Genomic DNA, 19,419 nt, shown 5'->3' with positions numbered 1-19,419 from the left:
CCTTCTTAATTACATTCAGGATACAACTGGCACGGCCTGCGACCGCCCGACTTCTGTTACTGCTTCAACGTGCTCTTTCACATTAAATACCGCGACCAGCCCGGTGAGACGATCCGCCTGGCTGGCCAGCTGATCGGTTGCCGCTGCCGCTTCCTCAACTAACGAGGCGTTCTGTTGCGTCACCTGATCCATCTGGCTGACGGCCTGAGCCACCTGCTCAATGCCGCGACGCTGTTCGTCCGACGCCGAGGCAATCTCGCCCATGATGTCGTTCACCCGCGTCACGGAGGTAACGATTTCGTGCATGGTGTGCGCCGCCGTATCCACCAGCGTTGACCCCTGCTGGACGCGAGAGACCGACTCTTCAATCAGGGTCTTAATCTCTTTCGCCGCGTTGGCGCTGCGGCTCGCCAGGTTTCGCACTTCACCGGCCACCACCGCAAACCCACGCCCCTGCTCGCCGGCGCGCGCCGCTTCCACGGCGGCGTTCAGCGCCAGAATATTGGTCTGGAACGCAATACCGTCGATCACGCTAATGATGTCGCCGATCTTCTGCGAGCTGGCGGCAATCTCCTGCATGGTGCTGGCCACGTGAGAAGCCTGATCGCCCCCTCTCTTCGCCGTCATCGCCGCCTGCTTTGACAGGTCAGACGCCTGGCGGGCGTTATCGGCGTTCTGGCTTACCGTCGCGGTCAGCTGTTCCATGCTGGCCGCCGTCTGCGCCAGCGACGCCGCCTGCTGCTCGGTGCGGGACGAGAGATCGTTATTCCCCGCCGCAATCTCTGAGATCCCCGTGTGCATGGCGTAACTGCCCTGGCGCACGTCAGATACCGTTTCGCGCAGCGATCCCTGCATCGCCTTCAGGCTGGCGAAGATCGCCGAAATTTCGTTCCTGCCAAACACCGCAACCGGACGCGCCAGATCCCCCTTCGCAATACTGTCGAAGTGGCTGCTGATAATCGCCAGCGGCTGCACAATCATTCTGCGCGCCCAGAGCAGCGCCCCGCCGGTCAGCAGCCCCGCCAGGATCACGACGACGGCAAAGATAACGCCGGACATGTGATAGCTGGTGCGGCTCGCTTCACCTGCACGCTGAACAGACCGGTTAATGTCCTGCTGCCACGCGTTAAAGCTGGCGTCAAACGCGGCCTGAGACGCCTGAACCGGTGCGGTCATAAAGTCCGAAAGCTGATTGTTCTCAAGCCAGGTCGCCTGGTGGTCCAGATCGCTGTACCACTGCTCAAAGTTCTTTTTCATGGCCGCCTTCAGCGCTTTCTCTTTCTCGCTGTCGGCCGCCTGCGCCGTGAAGGCCTTAAACTGTGCGTCTGCCTGCTTCAGGCTGTCGCGCGCCGTTGCCATCAGCGCCTTAATGTCATCCGGCGGATAGCTGAGCGCGGTTAAGGTTCCTGCCTTGTTCAGCGCAGTGCTTGCCTGCAACAGCACGGCACGCGTTTGTGCCAGCGCGGAGCGCTGCTGATTACTCGCCTCAACGTCCTGCAAATTCTGATAGCCATCGCGAAACGCCCAAAAAGACAACCCGTTACTGCCAACCTGCAACACACCGCAAAGGATCAGAATCAAAAACAGTGTGGTCGAGATACGAATACGATTTAACATCCACGCTCCCATCAAGCGGCAAGCAGCCGCGGTTTAATTGTCAGTCAAAATGTTTCCCAGTTTTCATCTTGTCCGGTCGTTGCAGCACGCGTGCGGGTGACCGCCGTGTCGGCGGCTGGCGCGCGGTACACCGCGTGCGGCGTGACCGTATTTCCAGCGAGTGAAGCGAGACGAAACGCCGAGACGGCCATCTTCAGACGGCTCGCCTGGTCTTCCAGGGCAGCGGCCGCCGCAGCGGACTCCTGCACCAGCGCGGCGTTTTGCTGTGTTACGCGATCCATTTCCGATACCGCCAGGGCAACCTGGTCGATACCACGACTCTGCTCATCGGACGCAGAGGCGATTTCACCCATGATGTCCGTTACGCGGGTAACGGCATTCACGATGTCATTCATGGTCTCCCCGGCGCTTTCCACCAGCACCGAGCCGGTATCCACGCGGGAGACGGAGTCTTCAATAAGGGCTTTGATCTCTTTTGCCGCGTTGGCGCTGCGGCTGGCCAGGTTGCGCACTTCCCCGGCCACCACCGCAAACCCGCGCCCCTGCTCGCCCGCGCGCGCCGCTTCCACGGCGGCGTTGAGCGCGAGGATGTTGGTCTGGAAGGCAATGCCGTCGATAACGCTGATGATGTCGGCGATTTTCTTCGAGCTGTCGGCGATTTCGTGCATGGTTTTCACCACGCCATCCACCACACGCCCGCCCCGCTGTGCGGTCTCGGAGGCGCTTTCCGCCAGCTGAGACGCCTGGCGGGCGTTATCGGCGTTCTGCTTCACGGTTGCGGTGAGCTGCTCCATGCTGGCGGCCGTCTCCTCCAGCGCCGACGCCTGCTGCTCGGTACGGGATGAGAGATCGTTATTCCCCGTCGCGATTTCGCTGGTGCCGGTATAAATAGCCTCTGACCCGTTACGCACGTTGGCGACGGTCTCGATCAATGAACGCTGCATGTGGTCGACGCTGTTGGCCAGCTCGGTAATCTCGTTGCGTCCGGAAACGGTCAGCGTTTTGGTCAGATCGCCAGAGGCAATCTCACGGATATGGGCAATGACGCGGCCGAGAGGGTTCAGCAGGATATGGCGAATGCCGTACCACACAGCAAACAGCACAATGACCAGCGCCAGGGCCAGCACCGCCATCTGCCATTTCGCAAAGCGGTAGTCATTCTGGCTTTCAGTAAAGGCCGAGTGATACAGGTCGCCGCTGGCCTTCGCGTATTCCCCCAGCGCCGCGCCGAGTGCGTTTTGCATCCCCTGCGTGGGCTGTGCGAAGTAGGCATCCATGTTGCCGCTCTCCAGGAACTGGATCAGCTCCGTCAGCCCGGCATAGTAGGCGCTGTATTTTTCATCAATGTTCTGGCTCACCTGCGCCATCGCGGGCTGCGGTGCGATCTGTTTGAAGGCGGCGTAGTGTTTTGCCGCGTCGGCCAGCGTGGCCCGGGCATTTTTTAGCAGATCGGTTTTCGCGCTGCTCTGCTGATTGTTCGGATCCATCATCATGCGCGCGGACGAGCGGCTCAGGTTGATGCGCGTTTGCAGCATCAAATCCCACGTTGACGTAAGCTCACTCTGCTGAAGGCGGAGATCGTTCGAGGCGGCGAAGCTGTCCTGGTTCTGTTTTAACGACGAGAAAAAAAGCCCGCCGGAGATAAGCTGAAGTAGTGCGAAAATGACCAGCACCATCATCAGCATTGTGACAACGCGGATACGGTTCAACATACAACACCTTCTCATAGATTTATTAACGGTGTTATCGGCACAGGCCACAGGAACTTTACATTTGCGAAAGGGAAAAGCGCGGGGTTAAAACGCGACGTCAACAATCAGCGTATCGGTGTAGGTGCCGGCGGGCGGCGTGGCCTGATTGGTCAGAACCTTAGCGGTATAGTTGTAGGTACGCAGCAACCCGTCGGTACTGATCTGGGACGACGTCGCGCTGCTCCAGCGCTCGGCGCCGCTGCCGCCCCAGCGGTTGCCGCTGGCTTCTTTATAGATGTCGTAGCTCAGGTAGTTACTGCCGCTTACCATCCGGCGGACATTATTAAGAGCATTGGCACCGTTATTAATGCCAATGGTGTAGGTGCTGCCTTTGGTACAGGTAACGGCAATGGCCTGCGAAACGGTGGGAAAACTTTGTACCAGCGGCGCGCTGTTAAAGTTCACGTCCGGCGTGGTCATGGCGCTGCAGTCGTTGGTGACGGTCATGTTAAGCAGAATACTGGTCGTTGCGGTTCCCGACTGGGGAGATGTACACAGGCTTCCCAGGCCGACGGCGCAGACGCTGTAGTTGATGCTAAAGTTCAGCAGCACCTGGTAAGGCCCGGCAGTCACGTTTTGTCCGGGGACCGTGCGAAAATAGAGCGGAATGTTGTACTGCTTTGACCCGAGCAATCCCAGCAGGGTATTCCCGCTCCAGGTATACGATTTACTTATCTGCACCTCGCTGCTGCTCGCGCAGCCGGATAATCCGCACAGCCGGGTGGGGATCACGTCCGTGATGGCGGCATTATCCGTGCGTTTCATGGTGGCGCGGCTGTTGCCCGAAACCGACGCTGCGGTGTAGTTGAGGGTCACCGAGTCGTTGGTTAGCACATTGAGCACGGCGTCACACGCCACCACCAGCGTGCCGGTGGTTTGCACTTCGCCGGTCCCGCTCAGCGCAAACGAGGTGACGCTGCCAAACGACGCATTAACCGTACTGACGGTACACGCCGCCCAGCCGCCGCCGGAAAACAGCAGCAGAGTCAACAGCAGCAGGCGCATCATGGTCCCTCCCGACAAACCAGCGGTCCGTAGGTTTGCAGCTTGTGCTCCGGATTGGCCCCCACGGCCAGGGTCGCCGTGCAGCGTTTTCCGCCAGGGGTGATCACCTCAAGCGGGTTGACATCGCTGAGGTTTTCCAGCCAGGCAATACCGTCATACCCCACCACCGCATTGCTGCGCGAGGCGCGTCGGACCTGGCTTCCCACCGGGATCGCCTGGCCCTGCGCATCGTGCAGGATGACGCTCGCCACCCGCTCCTGCTCCATCGGGAAGTCCACCAGATATCCGCTGTGACGGCGAATGGCGATCCGCCGCTCCGTCTCCTTCAGCCGGGTATCCGCCGGCAGATTCAGCGTATCGATTCGGTAGCTTGCCGGATAATAGGCCGACACCCCGCTGACCAGCAGGTAGCCGTTGTTGTTCGTTTTGCCGACGGGCTGGTTCTCATAGCTGACGGGCACGTCCGGATGGCCGTCGGTGCTGATCACCACAAACGCATCGTTGATTTTGTTCGCCGCGAACAGCTCGCCGTCCATCAGGACAATGGCGCCCATCGCCTCGCCCCACCAGGTCATGGTGTCCCTTTCGCCATAGCCGCCGCCCTGCAGTTCGATATTGTTATTGCGCCAGCCCAGCGTACCCTGCTGATAATCGCTGGATTTTGACTGGTTGGCCCAGGCCACGTTCCAGCTAAACCCGCCGTCAGAAGGCATAGAGTGGTTATAGTTAATGCGCTGCGAGCTGCCTGCATCCGGGGTGTTTTCGAAGGTGACGGCAGCGCTGTCGCGCTCACCCAGCGGCACCTGCAGCGACAGCGCGACCGTCCAGTCCCCACGCTGCTGGTCCCGGCTGCCGGCCAGGTAAATGCTGCTCGACCCCCAGAGATTGCGGCTCCAGGAGAGATTCAGCAGTTCCGTTTTTTGGCTGTCAAAGCTCTCCACGCCGATCCAGGCCGCGCCGATATTGCCGTACTGTCCCAGATTGAAGGTCAGAGAATACTGGTCGGTATTGCGGCTAAAGCTGGCGATGGGCCGGTCATTTTCGTCATACACCGTCGGCTGATCGTAGAGAGCGAGATTGCCAAAACCGCGATCGCGGCGGGTGTGCTGGGTCGCGACGCTAAATTCGCTGGTGCTGTACTGATAGCCCCAGCTGATTTGCCCGCCGTCGTCTCCGCGCATGCGGCTTTGTGAGTAGGAGGTATTCACCACGCCAAACCGCCCCAGCTTTATCACCGTCCCCGCCCCGCCCAGCGCCAGCTCTTCTGCCCCTTCCGCGTGGCCCTCCAGCGTCAGCCAGTCGGTCACCCCGTAGCGATACGAGCCGCTGCCTGCCGCCGGGCCGTAGTCAAAATTCCTGATGCCGTAATTGCGGCGCAGGCTGCCGAGCGTCACGGCCCCGTCGCTCAGCCCTGTTTTAAGCAAATCGCTGGTGACGTAAAACGGCAGCGTGGTGCTCACCTGACGTCCCAGCGCATCGGTGGTGACCAGCACCGCATCCCCCGCCCCGTTGATATAGGGCAGATTGGTCAGGGTGAAGGGCCCCGGCTGAAGCTGCGTTGAGCCGGATCGATAGCCGTTGATGAAGAGATCCACCGAGGTGGGGACCGCGGCCTCTCCCGAAAACTCGGGCAGCGGCCATGTCACCAGGTCCGGGCGCAGGGAGAAATCACGTCCGTAGCTGATACCGCCCATCCGCACGCTGGAGGTCCAGCTCAGGGCATCGCTGATCACGTCTCCGGCGCTCCAGGTGGTCGCGTCATCCTCATTCGTTATCAGCAGCGTGGTGTCGTAGCGAACATACCCTTCCTGCTGGCCGTCGTTTCCGGTGAAATTTTTCCGGGCGTACCCGGTAGAGGAAAACGAGCCGTTCTCGTCGAAGTAGCGGAGCTCATGCCAGAGCGACGCCTGGCCGCCAACGTGCTCCGTGTGGTTGGTGTAAAGATCGTAATTCAGCAGTGCCCCGCGTCCGTAGTGCGGTTTGGACTGCGCCGTTTGCGCGCTAAAGGGCGTCACCCGGGCGGTGATCCAGTCCCGGGGAAGGGTCAGCAGCAGTCGCTGCCCGGCGCTGTCGTACTCCACGCGCACCTGGCTCAGTGAGGCGAGATTCACCTCCCCGGCGGGCACATGCTCCGGGGGAAGCCCCGCGCGCAGCAAATCGGCGCTGGAGATAAAGAAAGCGTCGTTGCGCTGCGTCACGGGTACCACCAGACCTGTGTCGTAGTGGTTGAGCACGAGGGCAAGCTGAAAGACCGCTTCATCATTTACCGCCTGTGCCTGGGGAGGCGGCGGCAAACTGTCGTCGCCGGGATCGCCCCAGGCTGTGGTACTGACGCAAAGCAGCATCATCATTGCCGGCTTCAGTTGACGGGAGGCGACTGCCATAGTTCGTCCCTGGCATTAATCTGCGCGCTCATCCGGTCTGGCTGACGAACGCCAGCGGGTATCGGCCAGCTGCGGGTGCTGCCCGGCAGGACGTACCCCAGTAACCCTTCCGCTACGGTGCGTTTTTGTCCCCCCTGCGTCAGCGACACCTGGCTAAGCCTGACGTGCACATCCCCCTGATTACGCACCTGTAATGCAGGTTGTCCTCCCTCCTGCGTCACCCGCCAGCTCAGGTTTCGGGTCTCCACCAGCGCGTGATGCGCCCCCTCTTTCAGGGTCGGGATCCCCTGTCCGTAGACAAACAGCGGAATGGAGTAACGCATCTGTAATTTGAGGCCGATGGCGGGCGCGGCTTTGGCGTCAGGCTGCGGAATTTCATCCACGATAATGCGGTAGGCCTGTTCGACGCCCGCGGGAACCGCGCCCTGTTTAATAAGACGAATCAGCTGCTTATTGCCTTTCTGGATGGTGACAATGGGTGGGCTGGCGACCACGTCCTGCTGCGCGCTGTAGCGTTCGTACCCCCCCTCCTGCTTCCAGCGCACAATGCGCACCTGCATGGTCGTTGCGCTGTTCCCCTGGTTCTGGATCCACAGTTCCGTGGCGTTAGCATCTGCGGCAAGCCAGGGATCGATGGGCCAGAGCAGAATAGTGGCCGCCGCCTGCGCCTGTCCGGCTGCCGCGACGCCTGACAACGCGCTCGCCAGACACAAATGCCTGATAAATGGCTTCATTGCCTCTCTCCCTTTATTACCATGACAAGGTCACGGTGAGCTGATCGGAATAGGTTCCTGCCGGGCTAAACCCGGTCAATAGCGCCACGCCAAATAGCGGCAGCGCGATGTTATTGCTGTTGGTATAGGTCACCGGTATCGCCTGGTTAACGCCGATTTCGCTGTTCGCGGCCAGCGAACTGCTGCTGTACAGCCGGTAAGGGACCATTTCCGTCCCGTTCGCGCGCTTCATTCGGCGAACGGATGAATAATTCTGACCGCCGTTAATGCTCATACTCAGCGCCACGCCCGGCGTGCAGGCGATGGACAAGGCCCCGTTCGGCACAAAGCTGGTGCTCACCGGCGCGCTTTCCACGCCGTTATGGGTGCCAAAATCCAGCGTTCCGAGAAGCCCCCCGCTGCCGGTAGCCACTGCGCACCCCGGCACAATGGTCGCGCTGACCTTAAAGGATTGCGACGTCACCGCCCCCGCCGTGGGGAGCAGCAGCAGCCCGACGATCAGCGCGAAAAAAGGCTGCACGTGTCCCTCTGCGCTTTTGCGCAGACCTATAAAAGGTGCCTTCATGGCAGTGCAGATCTAATAGGTTACGCTGACGTTAATCGTGTCGGTATAGGTGCCTGGTACCACCGTTACGCTGTTACCGCCGCCGGTAATACGTCCGTAAAGGGTGTAACTGTCAACGCCCCCCGCCGTGGACGCGATAGGCAACGCGGCGTTATTGGCAATCAGGGTGTTGAAGCCACTGTCGCTGTACAGGCTATAAGCCACGCCCTGCGCCGTATTGGCCGTGTTTACCAGATAGCGCGCGGGCGTTCCCGGCGAGCCGACAACGGTGCCAGGTGCCGTGGAGTTGGTGTTGCCGGTGATCGCCACCGAATAGCTGGCGGTCGTACATTGAATGGTGAAGGTATTTCCGCCGCTGGCGCCGGTTAGCTGCGTGGTCAGGGTGGAAAACGTTGCGGGATGGGTACCGAAATCGAGTATCCCGAAGTTAATGCCGCTTTGCGCGGGCGATCCGTTAATCAGACAACCGTTTGTCAGCGTCAGCGTGGCGCCAATGGTGCCGTTGCTGGTGACGGCCAGCGCATGATGGGCTGTTGTCGCAGTCAGCAACGTGCCTGCGCAGATCAAAAGGAGTTTTCTTTTCATTTACCACCCTCCAGAAGACGTCTCCGTTCCCTTGCGACATTTTATTTTTAACGTTCAAGATGTTAGCCCCGCTTAACGTTCCTCAGAGGGGGTTATTGAGAATTTAGTTTACGGATATCGCTTCGACCACCCGGCGCATGGCAGGCAAAACCCATGTCCTGATAACTTTATTTGTAGATATAAAACAATGGGTTAAAACAAAAAAAAGGAATATTCCTGCACGTTGACTGAGGATATATCCATCAAAATGTGATAAGGATCACAATATATCGTTCGGGCATTAACAACAAAATTAATAAAAATTAAAAAGGAGTTGTATCCCCCTACGCTTTGCGTCAATTTATGTGCCGAATATTTTCCCGCGCAGTAATAAAAAATTTATATGTATCGGCGCGGGCTACATCTGAAGCGCATAGAGGGTCTTTTTTCGTGGCAAGTGCAAACAAACTTACACTCTTCATCGTGATATTCATGCTGGCGGGTATTCTTTCAGGGGCGGCAATTCACGAGTACGCATCTGCGGATGCCATCAAAGCCTGGTCGGATAATATTACCCTTCTGACCGATATTTTCCTCCGTCTGATCAAAATGGTTATTGCGCCGCTGGTCTTCAGCACGCTGACCGTGGGCATTATGAAGCTGGGAGAGACCTCCACCATAGGCCGGGTGGGCGGCAAAGCGATGGTGTGGTTTATCAGCTCATCCGTGCTCTCCATTCTGGTTGGCCTGTTTATCGTCACGCTGGAGCGTCCGGGAAGCGGTCTGAACCTGACGATCCCAACCGAGGCGGTGGATACCGGTCTGGCCGTGGGCGGGATGACGCTGAAGGCGTTCCTGTCCCACACCATTCCCACCAGCATCGCGGGGGCGATGTCGAACAATGAGATCCTGCAGATTGTGGTGTTCTCGATGTTCTTCGGCATCGGCGGCGCGTCGCTGGGGCAGAAATTCAACGCGCCGCTGGTGGCCGCGCTGGATGTGGTTTCCCATATCATGCTGAAGGTAACGGGTTACGTGATGTACGTTGCGCCGCTGGCCATCTTCGCGGCGATCTCCTCCGTCATTGCCACGCAGGGTCTGGGCATCCTGTTGAACTACGCCTCCTTTATTGGCGGCTACTACGTTGCCATTCTTCTCACCTGCATGGTGCTGCTGGCCGTGGGTTACATGGTGCTGAAAAAAGAGGTGTTTCGCCTGGTCAGCATGCTGAAAGATCCGGTGCTGGTCGCGTTCACCACCAGCAGTTCTGAAGCGGCCTACCCTAAAACGCTGGAGCAGCTGGAGCGCTTTGGCTGCTCGCGCAACATCGCCTCTTTCGTCCTGCCGATTGGCTACTCCTTCAACCTGGTGGGGTCGATGGTGTACTGCTCTTTCGCCTCGATGTTTATCGCTCAGGCGTACAACATTCACCTGAGCTTCTCTGAGGTAACGGTGCTGATGCTGACTCTGATGCTCGCCTCTAAAGGGATTGCGGGCGTGCCGCGTTCTTCGCTGGTGGTGCTGGCCGCGACGATCCCGAGCTTTAACATTCCGGTAGCGGGCATTCTGCTGCTGATGGGGATCGACCACTTCCTGGATATGGGCCGTTCCGCGATTAACGTGCTGGGGAACGGGATTGCGACGGCGATGCTCTCGCAGAATGAAGGCGCGCGGGAAGCGGAAGCTGAGCTGGTGAAGCAGGAAGCGTAACGGCATGAAAAAGGGTGAGGCCTGATGCCCTCACCCCGCCCCTCTCCCACGGGGAGAGGGAGCAAACACAAAAACGGCAACCGGGTTGCCGTTTTGCATTTACCTACGCTACATGATTCGCGGCGATATCCAGCAGCGCCATCTCTTCGCTGTTCAGCAGCTTCTCGATGTTCACCAGAATCAGCATACGCTCGCCGAGCGCGCCCAGGCCGGTCAGGTATTCGGTCGACAGCGTGACCGCAAACTCCGGCGCAGGGCGGATTTGGTCAGACGTCAGGGAGAGGACGTCAGATACGCCATCCACCACGATACCCACCACGCGCTGCCCCAGATTCAGAACGATCACCACGGTGTTGTCGTTGTAGTCAACGTCGCCCTGGCTGAACTTCACGCGCAGGTCCACGATTGGCACAATCACGCCGCGCAGGTTGGTGACGCCTTTAATAAACGCTGGCGTGTTAGCGATGCGGGTAACCTGGTCGTAACCACGAATTTCCTGCACTTTGAGGATATCGATGCCGTACTCCTCATCGCCCAAAGTGAATACCAGGAACTCCTGCCCTGATGGCTCGCCCGCCAGTTTCGTTACATTACTCATACCGGTCATGTTATTACCTTCTACTTAATCAGGCGGCTGTGTACGCCACACGTTGTTCACGATTTAATCCCTGAAGCGCCGACACGTCGACGATCAGCGCCACGCTACCATCCCCCAGAATGGTGGCAGCAGAAATACCCGGCACCTTGCGGTAGTTGCTTTCGAGGTTCTTCACCACCACCTGGTGCTGACCAATCAGCTGATCGACCAGCAGCGCGTAGCGGCGGCCCGCGCTTTGCAGGATCACCACGATACCCTGCGTAGCCTCGGTCTTCGCCCCGTCCACTTCGAACACTTTCCACAGCTCTACCAGCGGCAGGTACTCGCCGCGCACCTCAAGCACGCGCTCGCCGCCCGCCAGCGGATGCAGATCTTCCTCACGCGGCTGGAGGGATTCCATCACCGCGTTCAGCGGCAGAATAAAGACTTCGTCTGCGACTTTGACCGACATGCCGTCGAGGATCGCCAGCGTCAGCGGCAGCAGAATACGGATGGTGGTGCCGGAACCCTGTTTAGACTGGATCTCAACGTGGCCGCCCATCTCCTGGATGTTACGTTTCACCACGTCCATGCCGACGCCGCGCCCGGAAACGTCCGTCACCTGCTCGGCAGTCGAGAAGCCCGGCGCGAAGATCAGCATGCCCACTTCTTCGTCGGTCATGTTTTCATTCACCGCCATCCCCTGCGAAATAGCCTTCGCCAGGATGCGCTCGCGGTTGAGGCCCGCGCCGTCATCGGTCACTTCAATGCAGATGTTCCCGCCCTGATGTTCGGCAGAGAGGATCAGATTCCCGACCGGGGATTTCCCGGCGGCAATGCGGTTTTCCGGCAGTTCGATACCGTGGTCAAGACTGTTACGCACCAGGTGCGTTAACGGGTCGATGATGCGTTCGATCAGGCTCTTATCCAGCTCCGTTGAGCTGCCCATCAGGGTCAGTTCAATCTGCTTATTCAGCTTGCTGGCAAGGTCTCGCACCAGGCGCGGGAAGCGGCTGAAGACATATTCCATCGGCATCATGCGGATGGACATCACCGATTCCTGCAGGTCGCGGGCATTGCGCTGCAGCTGGCCCATGCTGGTGATCAGATCGCCGTGCGTGACCGGATCCAGTTCGTTAGAACGCTGCGCCAGCATGGACTGGGTGATCACCAGTTCGCCAACCAGGTTAATCAGCTGGTCAACCTTCTCAACTGCCACGCGAATGCTGGTGGACTCGCTGGAGCGCGCGGCCGGTTTTTCACCACGGCCAGGTGCCGCGGCCTCTTTTGGCACCGCTTTCAATACCGGAGCCGCAGGCGCAACAGCCGGTGCCGCAGCCTGCGCGACGACGGCCACCTCTTCTTGCGGAGCTGGCGCTTCTGCCGCTGCGGCTTCCGTTTCGAAGGCGATCTGGTCGGCTTCAATGACAAAGCACAGCACCGCCACGATATCGTCCTGACTGATACCGTCATCGAGGGTCGCCGCAAGGCTGTCTTTGCCTTTCACTACGTTACTTAACGTTGCCAGGTTACCCAGCTCTTCTTCCAGCAGGTTAACTTCGCTCTCTTTCAGGCGAGACAGCACAACGCGCAATTTGCCCGCTTGCGCAGCGGCTGGTGCGGCCTCTTCAGCAGCAACCGCATCGACAACGCTCAGTTTTGCCGCAGGGACAACGGCTGCAGCGACCTCACCTTTTGCTTCCAGGGCGAGCTGGCGCAGCGCATTGCAGATGTATTCAAAGCTGGCGGCATCAGGCTCTGCCGAACTTTTATAGGCGTCGAGCTGTTCCTGCATAATATCTTTGGTTTCCAAAAACAGGTTGATAATGTCGGTATTGAGCTGCATCTCACCGCGTCGTGCTTCATCAAGCAGGTTTTCCATTAAATGGGTCGTTTCCTGCAGGATGGTAAATCCAAACGTTCCGGCTCCGCCTTTAATGGAATGCGCCGCGCGGAAGATGGCATTGAGCTGCTCGGAGTCCGGTGCTTCGGGCACCAGATCGAGCAAATGTTGCTCCATATCCGCCAACAGTTCGTCGGCTTCATCAAAGAATGTCTGGTAAAAATCGCTAATATCCATGCTCACGCTATCACCTCGGATTGGCTGGTGGCGATGTTGGAACGGCAGCCGCAGGGACGGCCCCAGGCTGTTTTAAATCGTCCAGTGACTCATTCTGACTTTCGGCGTTTTCGTGCAGGATGGCCTGCTCCGCCTGCTGGTTCAGCACTAAAAGACTGATACGACGGTTGATGGCGTCATCCGGCCCGCGGTCGGAGACGCGCATGGTTGCTGCCATGCCGACCACGCGCAGTACCTTGCCATCATCAAGCCCACCTGCCACCAGCTCGCGACGCGAGGCGTTGGCACGATCGGCAGAAAGCTCCCAGTTGCTGTATCCTTTCTCCCCACTGGCGTACGGGAAATCATCCGTGTGGCCCGACAGGCTGATTCGGTTAGGAATGCCGTTCAGCACCGGGGCAATCGCGCGCAGAATATCGCGCATGTAGGGCTCAACTTCCGCACTCCCGGTTTTAAACATCGGGCGGTTCTGGCTGTCGATAATCTGAATACGCAGCCCTTCCTGGACCAGATCGATTTTCAGGTGCGGACGCAGCGCGCGCAGTTTAGGGTCCGCTTCAATCAGCTGATCGAGATCGCCACGCAGTTTTTTCAGACGCGCCTGCTCCATCTTTCTTTTAAGCTCGTCGATGTTCGGCTCTTTTTTCACCTCACCCTTCTGCTGGGTGTAATCATCGCCGCCGCCAGGAATCGGGCTTTCGCTATTAGAGATACGCTGCCCACCGGTCACTGCCGTCGCCAGCGGGGTACGGAAATATTCGGCAATCTGGATAAGCTCCTTCGGGCTGGAGATGGAGATCAGCCACATCACCAGAAAGAAGGCCATCATTGCGGTCATAAAGTCGGCGTACGCGATTTTCCAGGAGCCGTGGGAACCGTGTCCGCCGCCCTTGTGCTTGCGTTTTTTGACGATGACGATCGGATGGGACTGGTTTTTCATGCGTCCTCAGTTGTCGTCTGTTGGTTTGGGTTTTTCACCGCGCGCACGTGTTCTTCAAGCTCGATAAACGACGGACGCTCGCTGGAGTAAAGCGTTTTACGGCCAAATTCAACCGCGATCGGTGGCGCGTAACCGTTGAGGTTAGAGAGCAGCGTGATCTTCACGCACTGCATCATTTTGGTGGTTTCCGCGCTCTTCTGGCGCAGCACGCTTGCCAGCGGAGAGATAAAACCGTAAGCCAGCAAAATACCGAGGAAGGTGCCCACCATCGCATGGGCAATCAGCGCGCCCAGTTCGGCCGCCGGGCGATCCGCTGAGGCCAGGGCGTGTACCACCCCCATGACCGCCGCCACGATACCAAACGCAGGAAGGGAGTCGCCCACCAGCGCCAGGCTGTTGGCCGGCACTTCAGATTCGCTTTCGTGGGTTTCTATCTCTTCGTCCATCAGCGCTTCGATTTCGAAGGTGTTCATATTGCCGCTGATGATGAGTCGCAAATAGTCGACGATGAAATCCAGCATCATGGCGTCCGCCAGAATGCGCGGATAGCTGGCAAAAATTTCGCTCTCTTTCGGGTTTTCAATATCCCGCTCAAGCGAGAACATCCCCTGCTGACGCGACTTCGCCATCAGGCGATAGAGCAGCGCCAGCAGATCCATATACATGCTTTTGGTGTATTTCGAGCGACGGAACAGCAATGGAATTGCTTTTAACGTGCCCTTGATCGATTTACCGTTGTTACCAACGATAAAAGCCCCTACCCCTGCGCCGCCGATGATAATAAGTTCAGCCGGTTGATAGAGTGCTCCAAGGTGCCCGCCGGTCATCATATAACCGCCGAAAACTGTACCGAGAACTACCAGGTAACCTAATAAGATAAGCACGACATCATCCTTCCGCTAGTGACTATGGCAAGGACGTCCAGCTCGCAGCGTTTACCGTTTGCGGGGTAAAAAAAAGCAGCGGTAAAAACTTACCGCTGCTGGAATCTTGCCCACACGTTCGGGTTAAACAGCTTGTTCGATCTGTTCATCCAGCAGTTGTGGAATAATATCGGCAGCATCCCGGGAAAGTTTACGTCTTTTTACTGCGCGGGATGGCGGCTGACATAAACTACAGGCGAAGCTGCCTGCAGGCTGATGAGCATGGGTAATAAAATTGCCGTCGCAGCAATTGCAGCGCGACAGTTCAAGCATTCCGCTCTCAACAAAACGCACCAGCGTCCATGCGCGGGTCAGCGCCAGCAGAGGGCCTTCTTCCTGCTGTGGGCATTGTTCAAGGTAAAGTTTGTACGCTTTGATCACGGCGTCTACGCCGCTGCACAAACCGGTTTTGAGAAGATACTGCCAGGCATTACAGAACATGGAAGCGTGGATGTTCTGCTCCCAGGTCATAAACCAGTCCGTAGAAAACGGCAGCATGCCTTTCGGCGGGGGACTACCGCGTAACTCTTTATACAGTTTGATGAGGCGACCACGGCTCAGCTGAGTCTCGCTTTCCAGCATTTGTAAACGAGCACCCAGCGTAATCAGCTCCATGGCCAGCTGTATGTCACGCGCTTCCTGAACAATGCTTTTTTCGCTCATTGCTAGGCCCTTTTCTTACGGGCTGCGTCATCAGGCTGGCTGATGTCGCTAAGCAAGCGAGTGGAGAGCAGGATACCGGTATGGATCTGTTGCAGATCGTCAACGCGGGATTCCTGCGTCAGACGCGTTATCGTCTGCGGATTATCAAAACGGAACTGGCACACCAGTTGATTCGTTTCCGCCAGTTTTACCATCTGCGGGAGGGTTAATCCGCCCAGCATGGTTGCCATTTCTTCGTTAATACCCAGACGAAACATCGCGGACGCTTTGTCCTGACTAATTAAACGCTGCGCGAGCAGTAAATATGACAGATTGATGTCATAGATATGTTTTAGCAACTCGGATGTATGCATTGTTCCCATCCCGAATAACCAACTATTATTTTTATGCGGAAAGACCGCACCCCGTGATGTCGCCGGGAAATCACCCGGTATAAAAAAGAAAAGGCTAAATGCATAGTTGAATCTAGGTTTGTATTCATCCAAACGCGTAAGGGATGCAACGCGGTTACATCTCTTACATGTTTTATCGTTTCTTACAAATAACTAAGATTTTTCCTAATTCGACGCAAACTCTACTCGTCAGATTTGACACATACAATGCAGGCACCCTCAAATTTAAAAAAAATGTGATCTGCGTCACATAATTTAAGTGAATAGGCCCCATAAATCCATCAGTATGACTTCTAATTTGCTCATTTTTTACCCAATCAGCACTGTTTTGTATTCTTAATCGACGAATACTCATGCAGAAGCGTGAGCAAAAGTGGCACGCAACGTGCTTTTATCGGTACGTGCGGCATCAGCAATCGTTTACATCGCGTATGTCTAAGGGACACATTTTGATTACCTCGATAAAACATATAGTTATGCGGGGTGACTAAAAAAATTGTTTCGGCACGTAATCATTTGAAATGCGTTTATAACTTGTTAAAACCATTTAATAGCGAAAGGGCAGAATTGTGTGACTTACGTTAAGTTGTTAATTTTTTTCATTTAGGCGCGTTTTTTAGTTATTCTTCTTATAAGAATAATTAATGAATAATTATGATAAGCTTCACACTAATGTCTTATTCAACTCTTGCGGAACCTGCAAATTCGCGGTAATGGTGATGTAACGCTGTCTGTCAGACATCTTAAGGAGTGCGCCATGAGTTACTCCCATCTTCTTGTTTCTGTTGCCGTTTCCCCCGAAAGCCACCAACTCGTCGCCCGGGCCGTTTCGATCGCCAGGCCTCACAATGCGCGCATCAGCCTCATCACCCTTGAGGCCGAACCCGAGATGTACAATCAGCTGGCGGCCCCCATGCTGGAAGATATTCGTGAGGTATTGCAGGAAGAAACGCAGCAGTTTCTGCGAGAGCTTGTCGAAAAAGCAGATTACCCTGTTCATGAAACCGTTATTGCGACGGGGGAACTGAATGCCCATATTCTTGATATGTGCCGCAAGCAGAATATTGATTTAGTGATTTGCGGGAACCATAACCACAGCTTTATATCGCGAGCGACCTGCGCGGCAAAATCTATTATCGCCTCAAGCCAGGTGGACGTGCTGTTAGTGCCGCTTGGGGGGTCTTAACCCCCCAGAGGAATATCAGGCAAGTTTAGGGAAGGTCGCGATCTTTTTTTGCAGATCGCCTTCATGACTTTGCGGGGCTATTTCGCGTAGATCCTCAATAAAACGTGCCTGCCAGTGATTAATATCGTTTTTACGGATCGTCTCCATCATTTCGGCATGGCGGGAAATACGCTCCGTCAGCGGCATGGTCAGCGCGCGATTAAGAGCGTTAGCCACATCATCCCGATCGTAAGGATTCACGAGCAGCGCGGAAGTCAGTTCATTCGCGGCCCCGGCAAACTGGGAAAGCACCAGCACGCCCGGATCCGCCGGGTCCTGAGCCGCCACATACTCTTTTGCCACCAGGTTCATCCCGTCGCGCAGCGGCGTAACCAGCCCCACGTCGGCGTAGCGGAAGACCTTCATCAGGATCTTACGGTCAAAATGCTGATTCAGATAAAAGAGCGGCGTCCAGCCCAGCTGGCCGTAGCGCCCGTTGATGCGTCCCGCTTCTGTCTCCAGCTGATGACGAATATCCTGATAGGCCTGCACTTCCCCGCGCGACGTTGGCGCGATCTGGGTATAGCGGATTTTACCGTGGTGCTGAGGGTATTTATCCAGCAGCGTTTCATACGCCAGGAAGCGTTCCGGCAGCCCTTTGGAATAATCCAGACGCTCTACCGAGAAGATATTCTTCACGTGCTTGAGTTCATTCTTAAGCTGGGCCAGCTTCGGCGGCAGCGGGCCGGAGGCCTGTTCCGCAATTTCGTCGGGTTCAATACCAATCGGATAGACCTCAGTGTGGAAGGTTTTCCCCCACGCCGTATGGGTTTTGCCGCCGCTGGTCGCCAAGCGCGTTTTGCCAGACACGGAGTCCAGGAACGCGAGACGGTCATTTTCGGTCTGGAAGCCCAGCAGGTCGTAATCACACAGCGCCTCCAGCAGTTCTTCATGCGGCGGCAGCGCGGTGAATATTTCCGGCGTCGGGAACGGAATGTGCAGGAAGAAGCCAATTCGGTTATTGACTCCCCTTTTACGCAGCTCTCTGGCGAAGGGAAGCAGATGATAATCGTGGATCCATAAAATATCGTCTTCCTCTATTAAAGGCAGCAGTTTATCCGCCAGCAGCGCATTCACCCGCGAGTAGCCCTCGAAGGATTCACGCTGGAATTTCACCAGGTCAAGACGATAGTGAAACGCAGGCCACAGGACGGCATTGGAGAACTGCGAGTAATACTCGTCATAGTCTTTCTCTTTAAGCGCAAATGAAGCCCACGTAATGTTTCCGCGCGTCACCTTTTTAAGCGGTTTATCTTGTTCATTGATTTCACCGCTCCAGCCAAACCACAGCCCGCCAGCAGCTTTTAAGGCACCTAATACCCCTACCGCCAGGCCACCTGCACTGGCTTTTTTATCATCAGGCGGTGCGATTCGGTTAGAGACGACGACTAAGCGACCCATAATGGTTTCCCCCTTTGTTTTGCGCTATTTGTTGTTGTTGCTGGTTAGCGATATCAGAAATCCACTGCCAGACGCCGGCGACATTCGCCAGACGCCATTCAGCGACAGTGTCACCAGGCCCCACCTTGACGGCGATCCCTCCGGCCTGTTTCACCACGCGAAACCCGGCCTCATCGGTCAGGTCATCGCCAAAAAATACCGGTGTACGTCCCTTAAATGGCGCTTCCGCCATAAACGCCGCAATAGCGGCCCCCTTATTAATGCCCTCAGGTTTTATCTCAACAACGCACTTCCCCGGCTGCAGCGCGAGCTGCGGGTGTGCATCGGCCACGCTGCGGGCAATCGCAAAGATCGCCGCTTCATGATGCGGAGCCTGCCGATAGTGCAAGGCGAACGCCATGCCTTTCGCTTCCAGTTCCGTGCCCGGGAGCGACGCCAGCGCCGTGGAGAGTTCAGTCTGTAACGCCTGAATTAAGGTATCGGGGAGTGATACAACATGCAGTTGATCATGGATATCGCGGCGCTCCGCTCCGTGTACACCGGCCAGCGGAAAGTGGTAAGGACTGGCGAGCACGTCCAGCTCGGCCATTGAGCGCCCTGAAATCAATGCCAATGCGCCCTCGTTCAGTCTGGAGAGCTGCTGCAAATTCTCTAGCACCGTATCCGGTACGACCACGTCGTCAGGATGCGGCTGGATCCCGGCGAGCGTCCCGTCGAGGTCAAAAAAGAAAGCATAATTTCCGGGCAGTACAGGCGGTGCGGTTAACAAGTCAGCCACCCTAATCCTCCTTACGGTTTACGAGAGGTAAACGCCTTTACCTCTTTCATAGCCATGTAAGTATAGACAGTGTGATGGGCCTCGCCATTTGACAACCGCCCCGCCAGCAA

At 56.8% G+C, this 19,419-nt stretch carries 17 protein-coding genes; 2 read left to right on the top strand and 15 right to left on the bottom strand.

Going from position 1 to position 19,419, the window contains the following annotated elements:
* Positions 1-15: 15 nt before the first annotated feature.
* The 7 genes from tap to UTO39_RS00695 form a co-directional block, all read right to left on the bottom strand.
* Positions 16-1,617, bottom strand: coding sequence for a methyl-accepting chemotaxis protein IV (gene tap / locus UTO39_RS00725; RefSeq protein ID WP_151412585.1), 1,602 nt, complete (start codon positions 1,615-1,617; stop codon positions 16-18).
* A 44-nt stretch (positions 1,618-1,661) separates the two neighbouring features.
* Positions 1,662-3,329, bottom strand: a complete 1,668-nt coding sequence (gene tar, locus UTO39_RS00720; protein WP_320726196.1) for a methyl-accepting chemotaxis protein II — start codon at positions 3,327-3,329, stop codon at positions 1,662-1,664.
* An 84-nt stretch (positions 3,330-3,413) separates the two neighbouring features.
* The gene (locus UTO39_RS00715; protein WP_320726195.1) at positions 3,414-4,376 is read right to left on the bottom strand and encodes a spore coat U domain-containing protein; all 963 of its coding nucleotides are present in this window, start codon (positions 4,374-4,376) and stop codon (positions 3,414-3,416) included.
* Positions 4,373-6,757, bottom strand: coding sequence for a fimbria/pilus outer membrane usher protein (locus UTO39_RS00710; protein ID WP_320726194.1), 2,385 nt, complete (start codon positions 6,755-6,757; stop codon positions 4,373-4,375). The genes UTO39_RS00715 and UTO39_RS00710 overlap by 4 nt, the downstream gene beginning before the upstream one ends.
* Positions 6,733-7,491, bottom strand: coding sequence for a molecular chaperone (locus tag UTO39_RS00705; RefSeq protein ID WP_320726193.1), 759 nt, complete (start codon positions 7,489-7,491; stop codon positions 6,733-6,735). Before UTO39_RS00705 ends, UTO39_RS00710 begins: the two co-directional genes overlap by 25 nt.
* 16 nt (positions 7,492-7,507) lie before the next feature.
* Positions 7,508-8,056: a spore coat U domain-containing protein gene (locus tag UTO39_RS00700; RefSeq protein ID WP_253542588.1), complete on the bottom strand. Its 549-nt coding sequence runs from the start codon at positions 8,054-8,056 to the stop codon at positions 7,508-7,510.
* Between the two features lie 12 nt (positions 8,057-8,068).
* Positions 8,069-8,641, bottom strand: coding sequence for a spore coat protein U domain-containing protein (locus UTO39_RS00695; RefSeq protein WP_061097849.1), 573 nt, complete (start codon positions 8,639-8,641; stop codon positions 8,069-8,071).
* 429 nt (positions 8,642-9,070) lie between these two features.
* On the opposite strand from UTO39_RS00695, the gene UTO39_RS00690 reads away from it, so the two are divergent.
* Positions 9,071-10,330 carry a dicarboxylate/amino acid:cation symporter gene (locus UTO39_RS00690; protein WP_028013651.1) on the top strand — a complete coding sequence of 420 codons (1,260 nt, stop codon included), beginning with the start codon at positions 9,071-9,073 and terminating at the stop codon, positions 10,328-10,330.
* 103 nt (positions 10,331-10,433) lie between these two features.
* Here the strand turns inward: UTO39_RS00690 and cheW are convergent, their stop codons facing one another.
* The 6 genes from cheW to flhD form a co-directional block, all read right to left on the bottom strand.
* Positions 10,434-10,937 (bottom strand): chemotaxis protein CheW, encoded by a 504-nt coding sequence (gene cheW, locus UTO39_RS00685; protein ID WP_014884351.1) that lies wholly within the window; start codon positions 10,935-10,937, stop codon positions 10,434-10,436.
* A 19-nt stretch (positions 10,938-10,956) separates the two neighbouring features.
* Positions 10,957-12,993: a chemotaxis protein CheA gene (gene cheA / locus UTO39_RS00680; RefSeq protein WP_320726192.1), complete on the bottom strand. Its 2,037-nt coding sequence runs from the start codon at positions 12,991-12,993 to the stop codon at positions 10,957-10,959.
* 4 nt (positions 12,994-12,997) lie between these two features.
* Complete coding sequence (gene motB, locus UTO39_RS00675) at positions 12,998-13,927, bottom strand: flagellar motor protein MotB (RefSeq protein WP_061097847.1); 930 nt, start codon at positions 13,925-13,927, stop codon at positions 12,998-13,000.
* Positions 13,924-14,811, bottom strand: a complete 888-nt coding sequence (motA, locus tag UTO39_RS00670; protein WP_008500417.1) for a flagellar motor stator protein MotA — start codon at positions 14,809-14,811, stop codon at positions 13,924-13,926. Before motA ends, motB begins: the two co-directional genes overlap by 4 nt.
* A 123-nt stretch (positions 14,812-14,934) precedes the next feature.
* Positions 14,935-15,513, bottom strand: coding sequence for a flagellar transcriptional regulator FlhC (flhC, locus tag UTO39_RS00665; RefSeq protein ID WP_013096051.1), 579 nt, complete (start codon positions 15,511-15,513; stop codon positions 14,935-14,937).
* Positions 15,514-15,515: 2 nt separating this feature from the next.
* Positions 15,516-15,866 carry a flagellar transcriptional regulator FlhD gene (flhD, locus tag UTO39_RS00660; RefSeq protein WP_028013654.1) on the bottom strand — a complete coding sequence of 117 codons (351 nt, stop codon included), beginning with the start codon at positions 15,864-15,866 and terminating at the stop codon, positions 15,516-15,518.
* Positions 15,867-16,662: 796 nt separating this feature from the next.
* Between flhD and uspC the strand changes: the two genes are divergently transcribed.
* Positions 16,663-17,091 carry a universal stress protein UspC gene (gene uspC, locus UTO39_RS00655; protein WP_061097846.1) on the top strand — a complete coding sequence of 143 codons (429 nt, stop codon included), beginning with the start codon at positions 16,663-16,665 and terminating at the stop codon, positions 17,089-17,091.
* A 15-nt stretch (positions 17,092-17,106) separates the two neighbouring features.
* On the opposite strand, the gene otsA is transcribed toward uspC, so the two are convergent.
* Both otsA and otsB read right to left on the bottom strand, forming a co-directional pair.
* Positions 17,107-18,531 carry an alpha,alpha-trehalose-phosphate synthase gene (gene otsA, locus UTO39_RS00650; protein ID WP_253542594.1) on the bottom strand — a complete coding sequence of 475 codons (1,425 nt, stop codon included), beginning with the start codon at positions 18,529-18,531 and terminating at the stop codon, positions 17,107-17,109.
* Positions 18,506-19,309: a trehalose-phosphatase gene (gene otsB, locus UTO39_RS00645; RefSeq protein WP_320726191.1), complete on the bottom strand. Its 804-nt coding sequence runs from the start codon at positions 19,307-19,309 to the stop codon at positions 18,506-18,508. Before otsB ends, otsA begins: the two co-directional genes overlap by 26 nt.
* Positions 19,310-19,419: the final 110 nt, after the last annotated feature.

Source organism: Enterobacter sp. 118C5 (genome assembly GCF_034107645.1).
GTDB lineage: Bacteria > Pseudomonadota > Gammaproteobacteria > Enterobacterales > Enterobacteriaceae > Enterobacter > Enterobacter nematophilus.
Note: the sequence above shows the minus strand (reverse complement) of the source record. Positions and strands in the feature narration are given on the sequence as shown.

Coding starts and splice junctions, on each gene's coding strand:
- tap (WP_151412585.1), bottom strand. CDS start 1,617: ATGTTAAATCGTATTCGTATCTCGACCACACTGTTTTTGATTCTGATC.
- tar (WP_320726196.1), bottom strand. CDS start 3,329: ATGTTGAACCGTATCCGCGTTGTCACAATGCTGATGATGGTGCTGGTC.
- UTO39_RS00715 (WP_320726195.1), bottom strand. CDS start 4,376: ATGATGCGCCTGCTGCTGTTGACTCTGCTGCTGTTTTCCGGCGGCGGC.
- UTO39_RS00710 (WP_320726194.1), bottom strand. CDS start 6,757: ATGGCAGTCGCCTCCCGTCAACTGAAGCCGGCAATGATGATGCTGCTT.
- UTO39_RS00705 (WP_320726193.1), bottom strand. CDS start 7,491: ATGAAGCCATTTATCAGGCATTTGTGTCTGGCGAGCGCGTTGTCAGGC.
- UTO39_RS00700 (WP_253542588.1), bottom strand. CDS start 8,056: ATGAAGGCACCTTTTATAGGTCTGCGCAAAAGCGCAGAGGGACACGTG.
- UTO39_RS00695 (WP_061097849.1), bottom strand. CDS start 8,641: ATGAAAAGAAAACTCCTTTTGATCTGCGCAGGCACGTTGCTGACTGCG.
- cheW (WP_014884351.1), bottom strand. CDS start 10,937: ATGACCGGTATGAGTAATGTAACGAAACTGGCGGGCGAGCCATCAGGG.
- motB (WP_061097847.1), bottom strand. CDS start 13,927: ATGAAAAACCAGTCCCATCCGATCGTCATCGTCAAAAAACGCAAGCAC.
- flhC (WP_013096051.1), bottom strand. CDS start 15,513: ATGAGCGAAAAAAGCATTGTTCAGGAAGCGCGTGACATACAGCTGGCC.
- flhD (WP_028013654.1), bottom strand. CDS start 15,866: ATGCATACATCCGAGTTGCTAAAACATATCTATGACATCAATCTGTCA.
- uspC (WP_061097846.1), top strand. CDS start 16,663: ATGAGTTACTCCCATCTTCTTGTTTCTGTTGCCGTTTCCCCCGAAAGC.
- otsA (WP_253542594.1), bottom strand. CDS start 18,531: ATGGGTCGCTTAGTCGTCGTCTCTAACCGAATCGCACCGCCTGATGAT.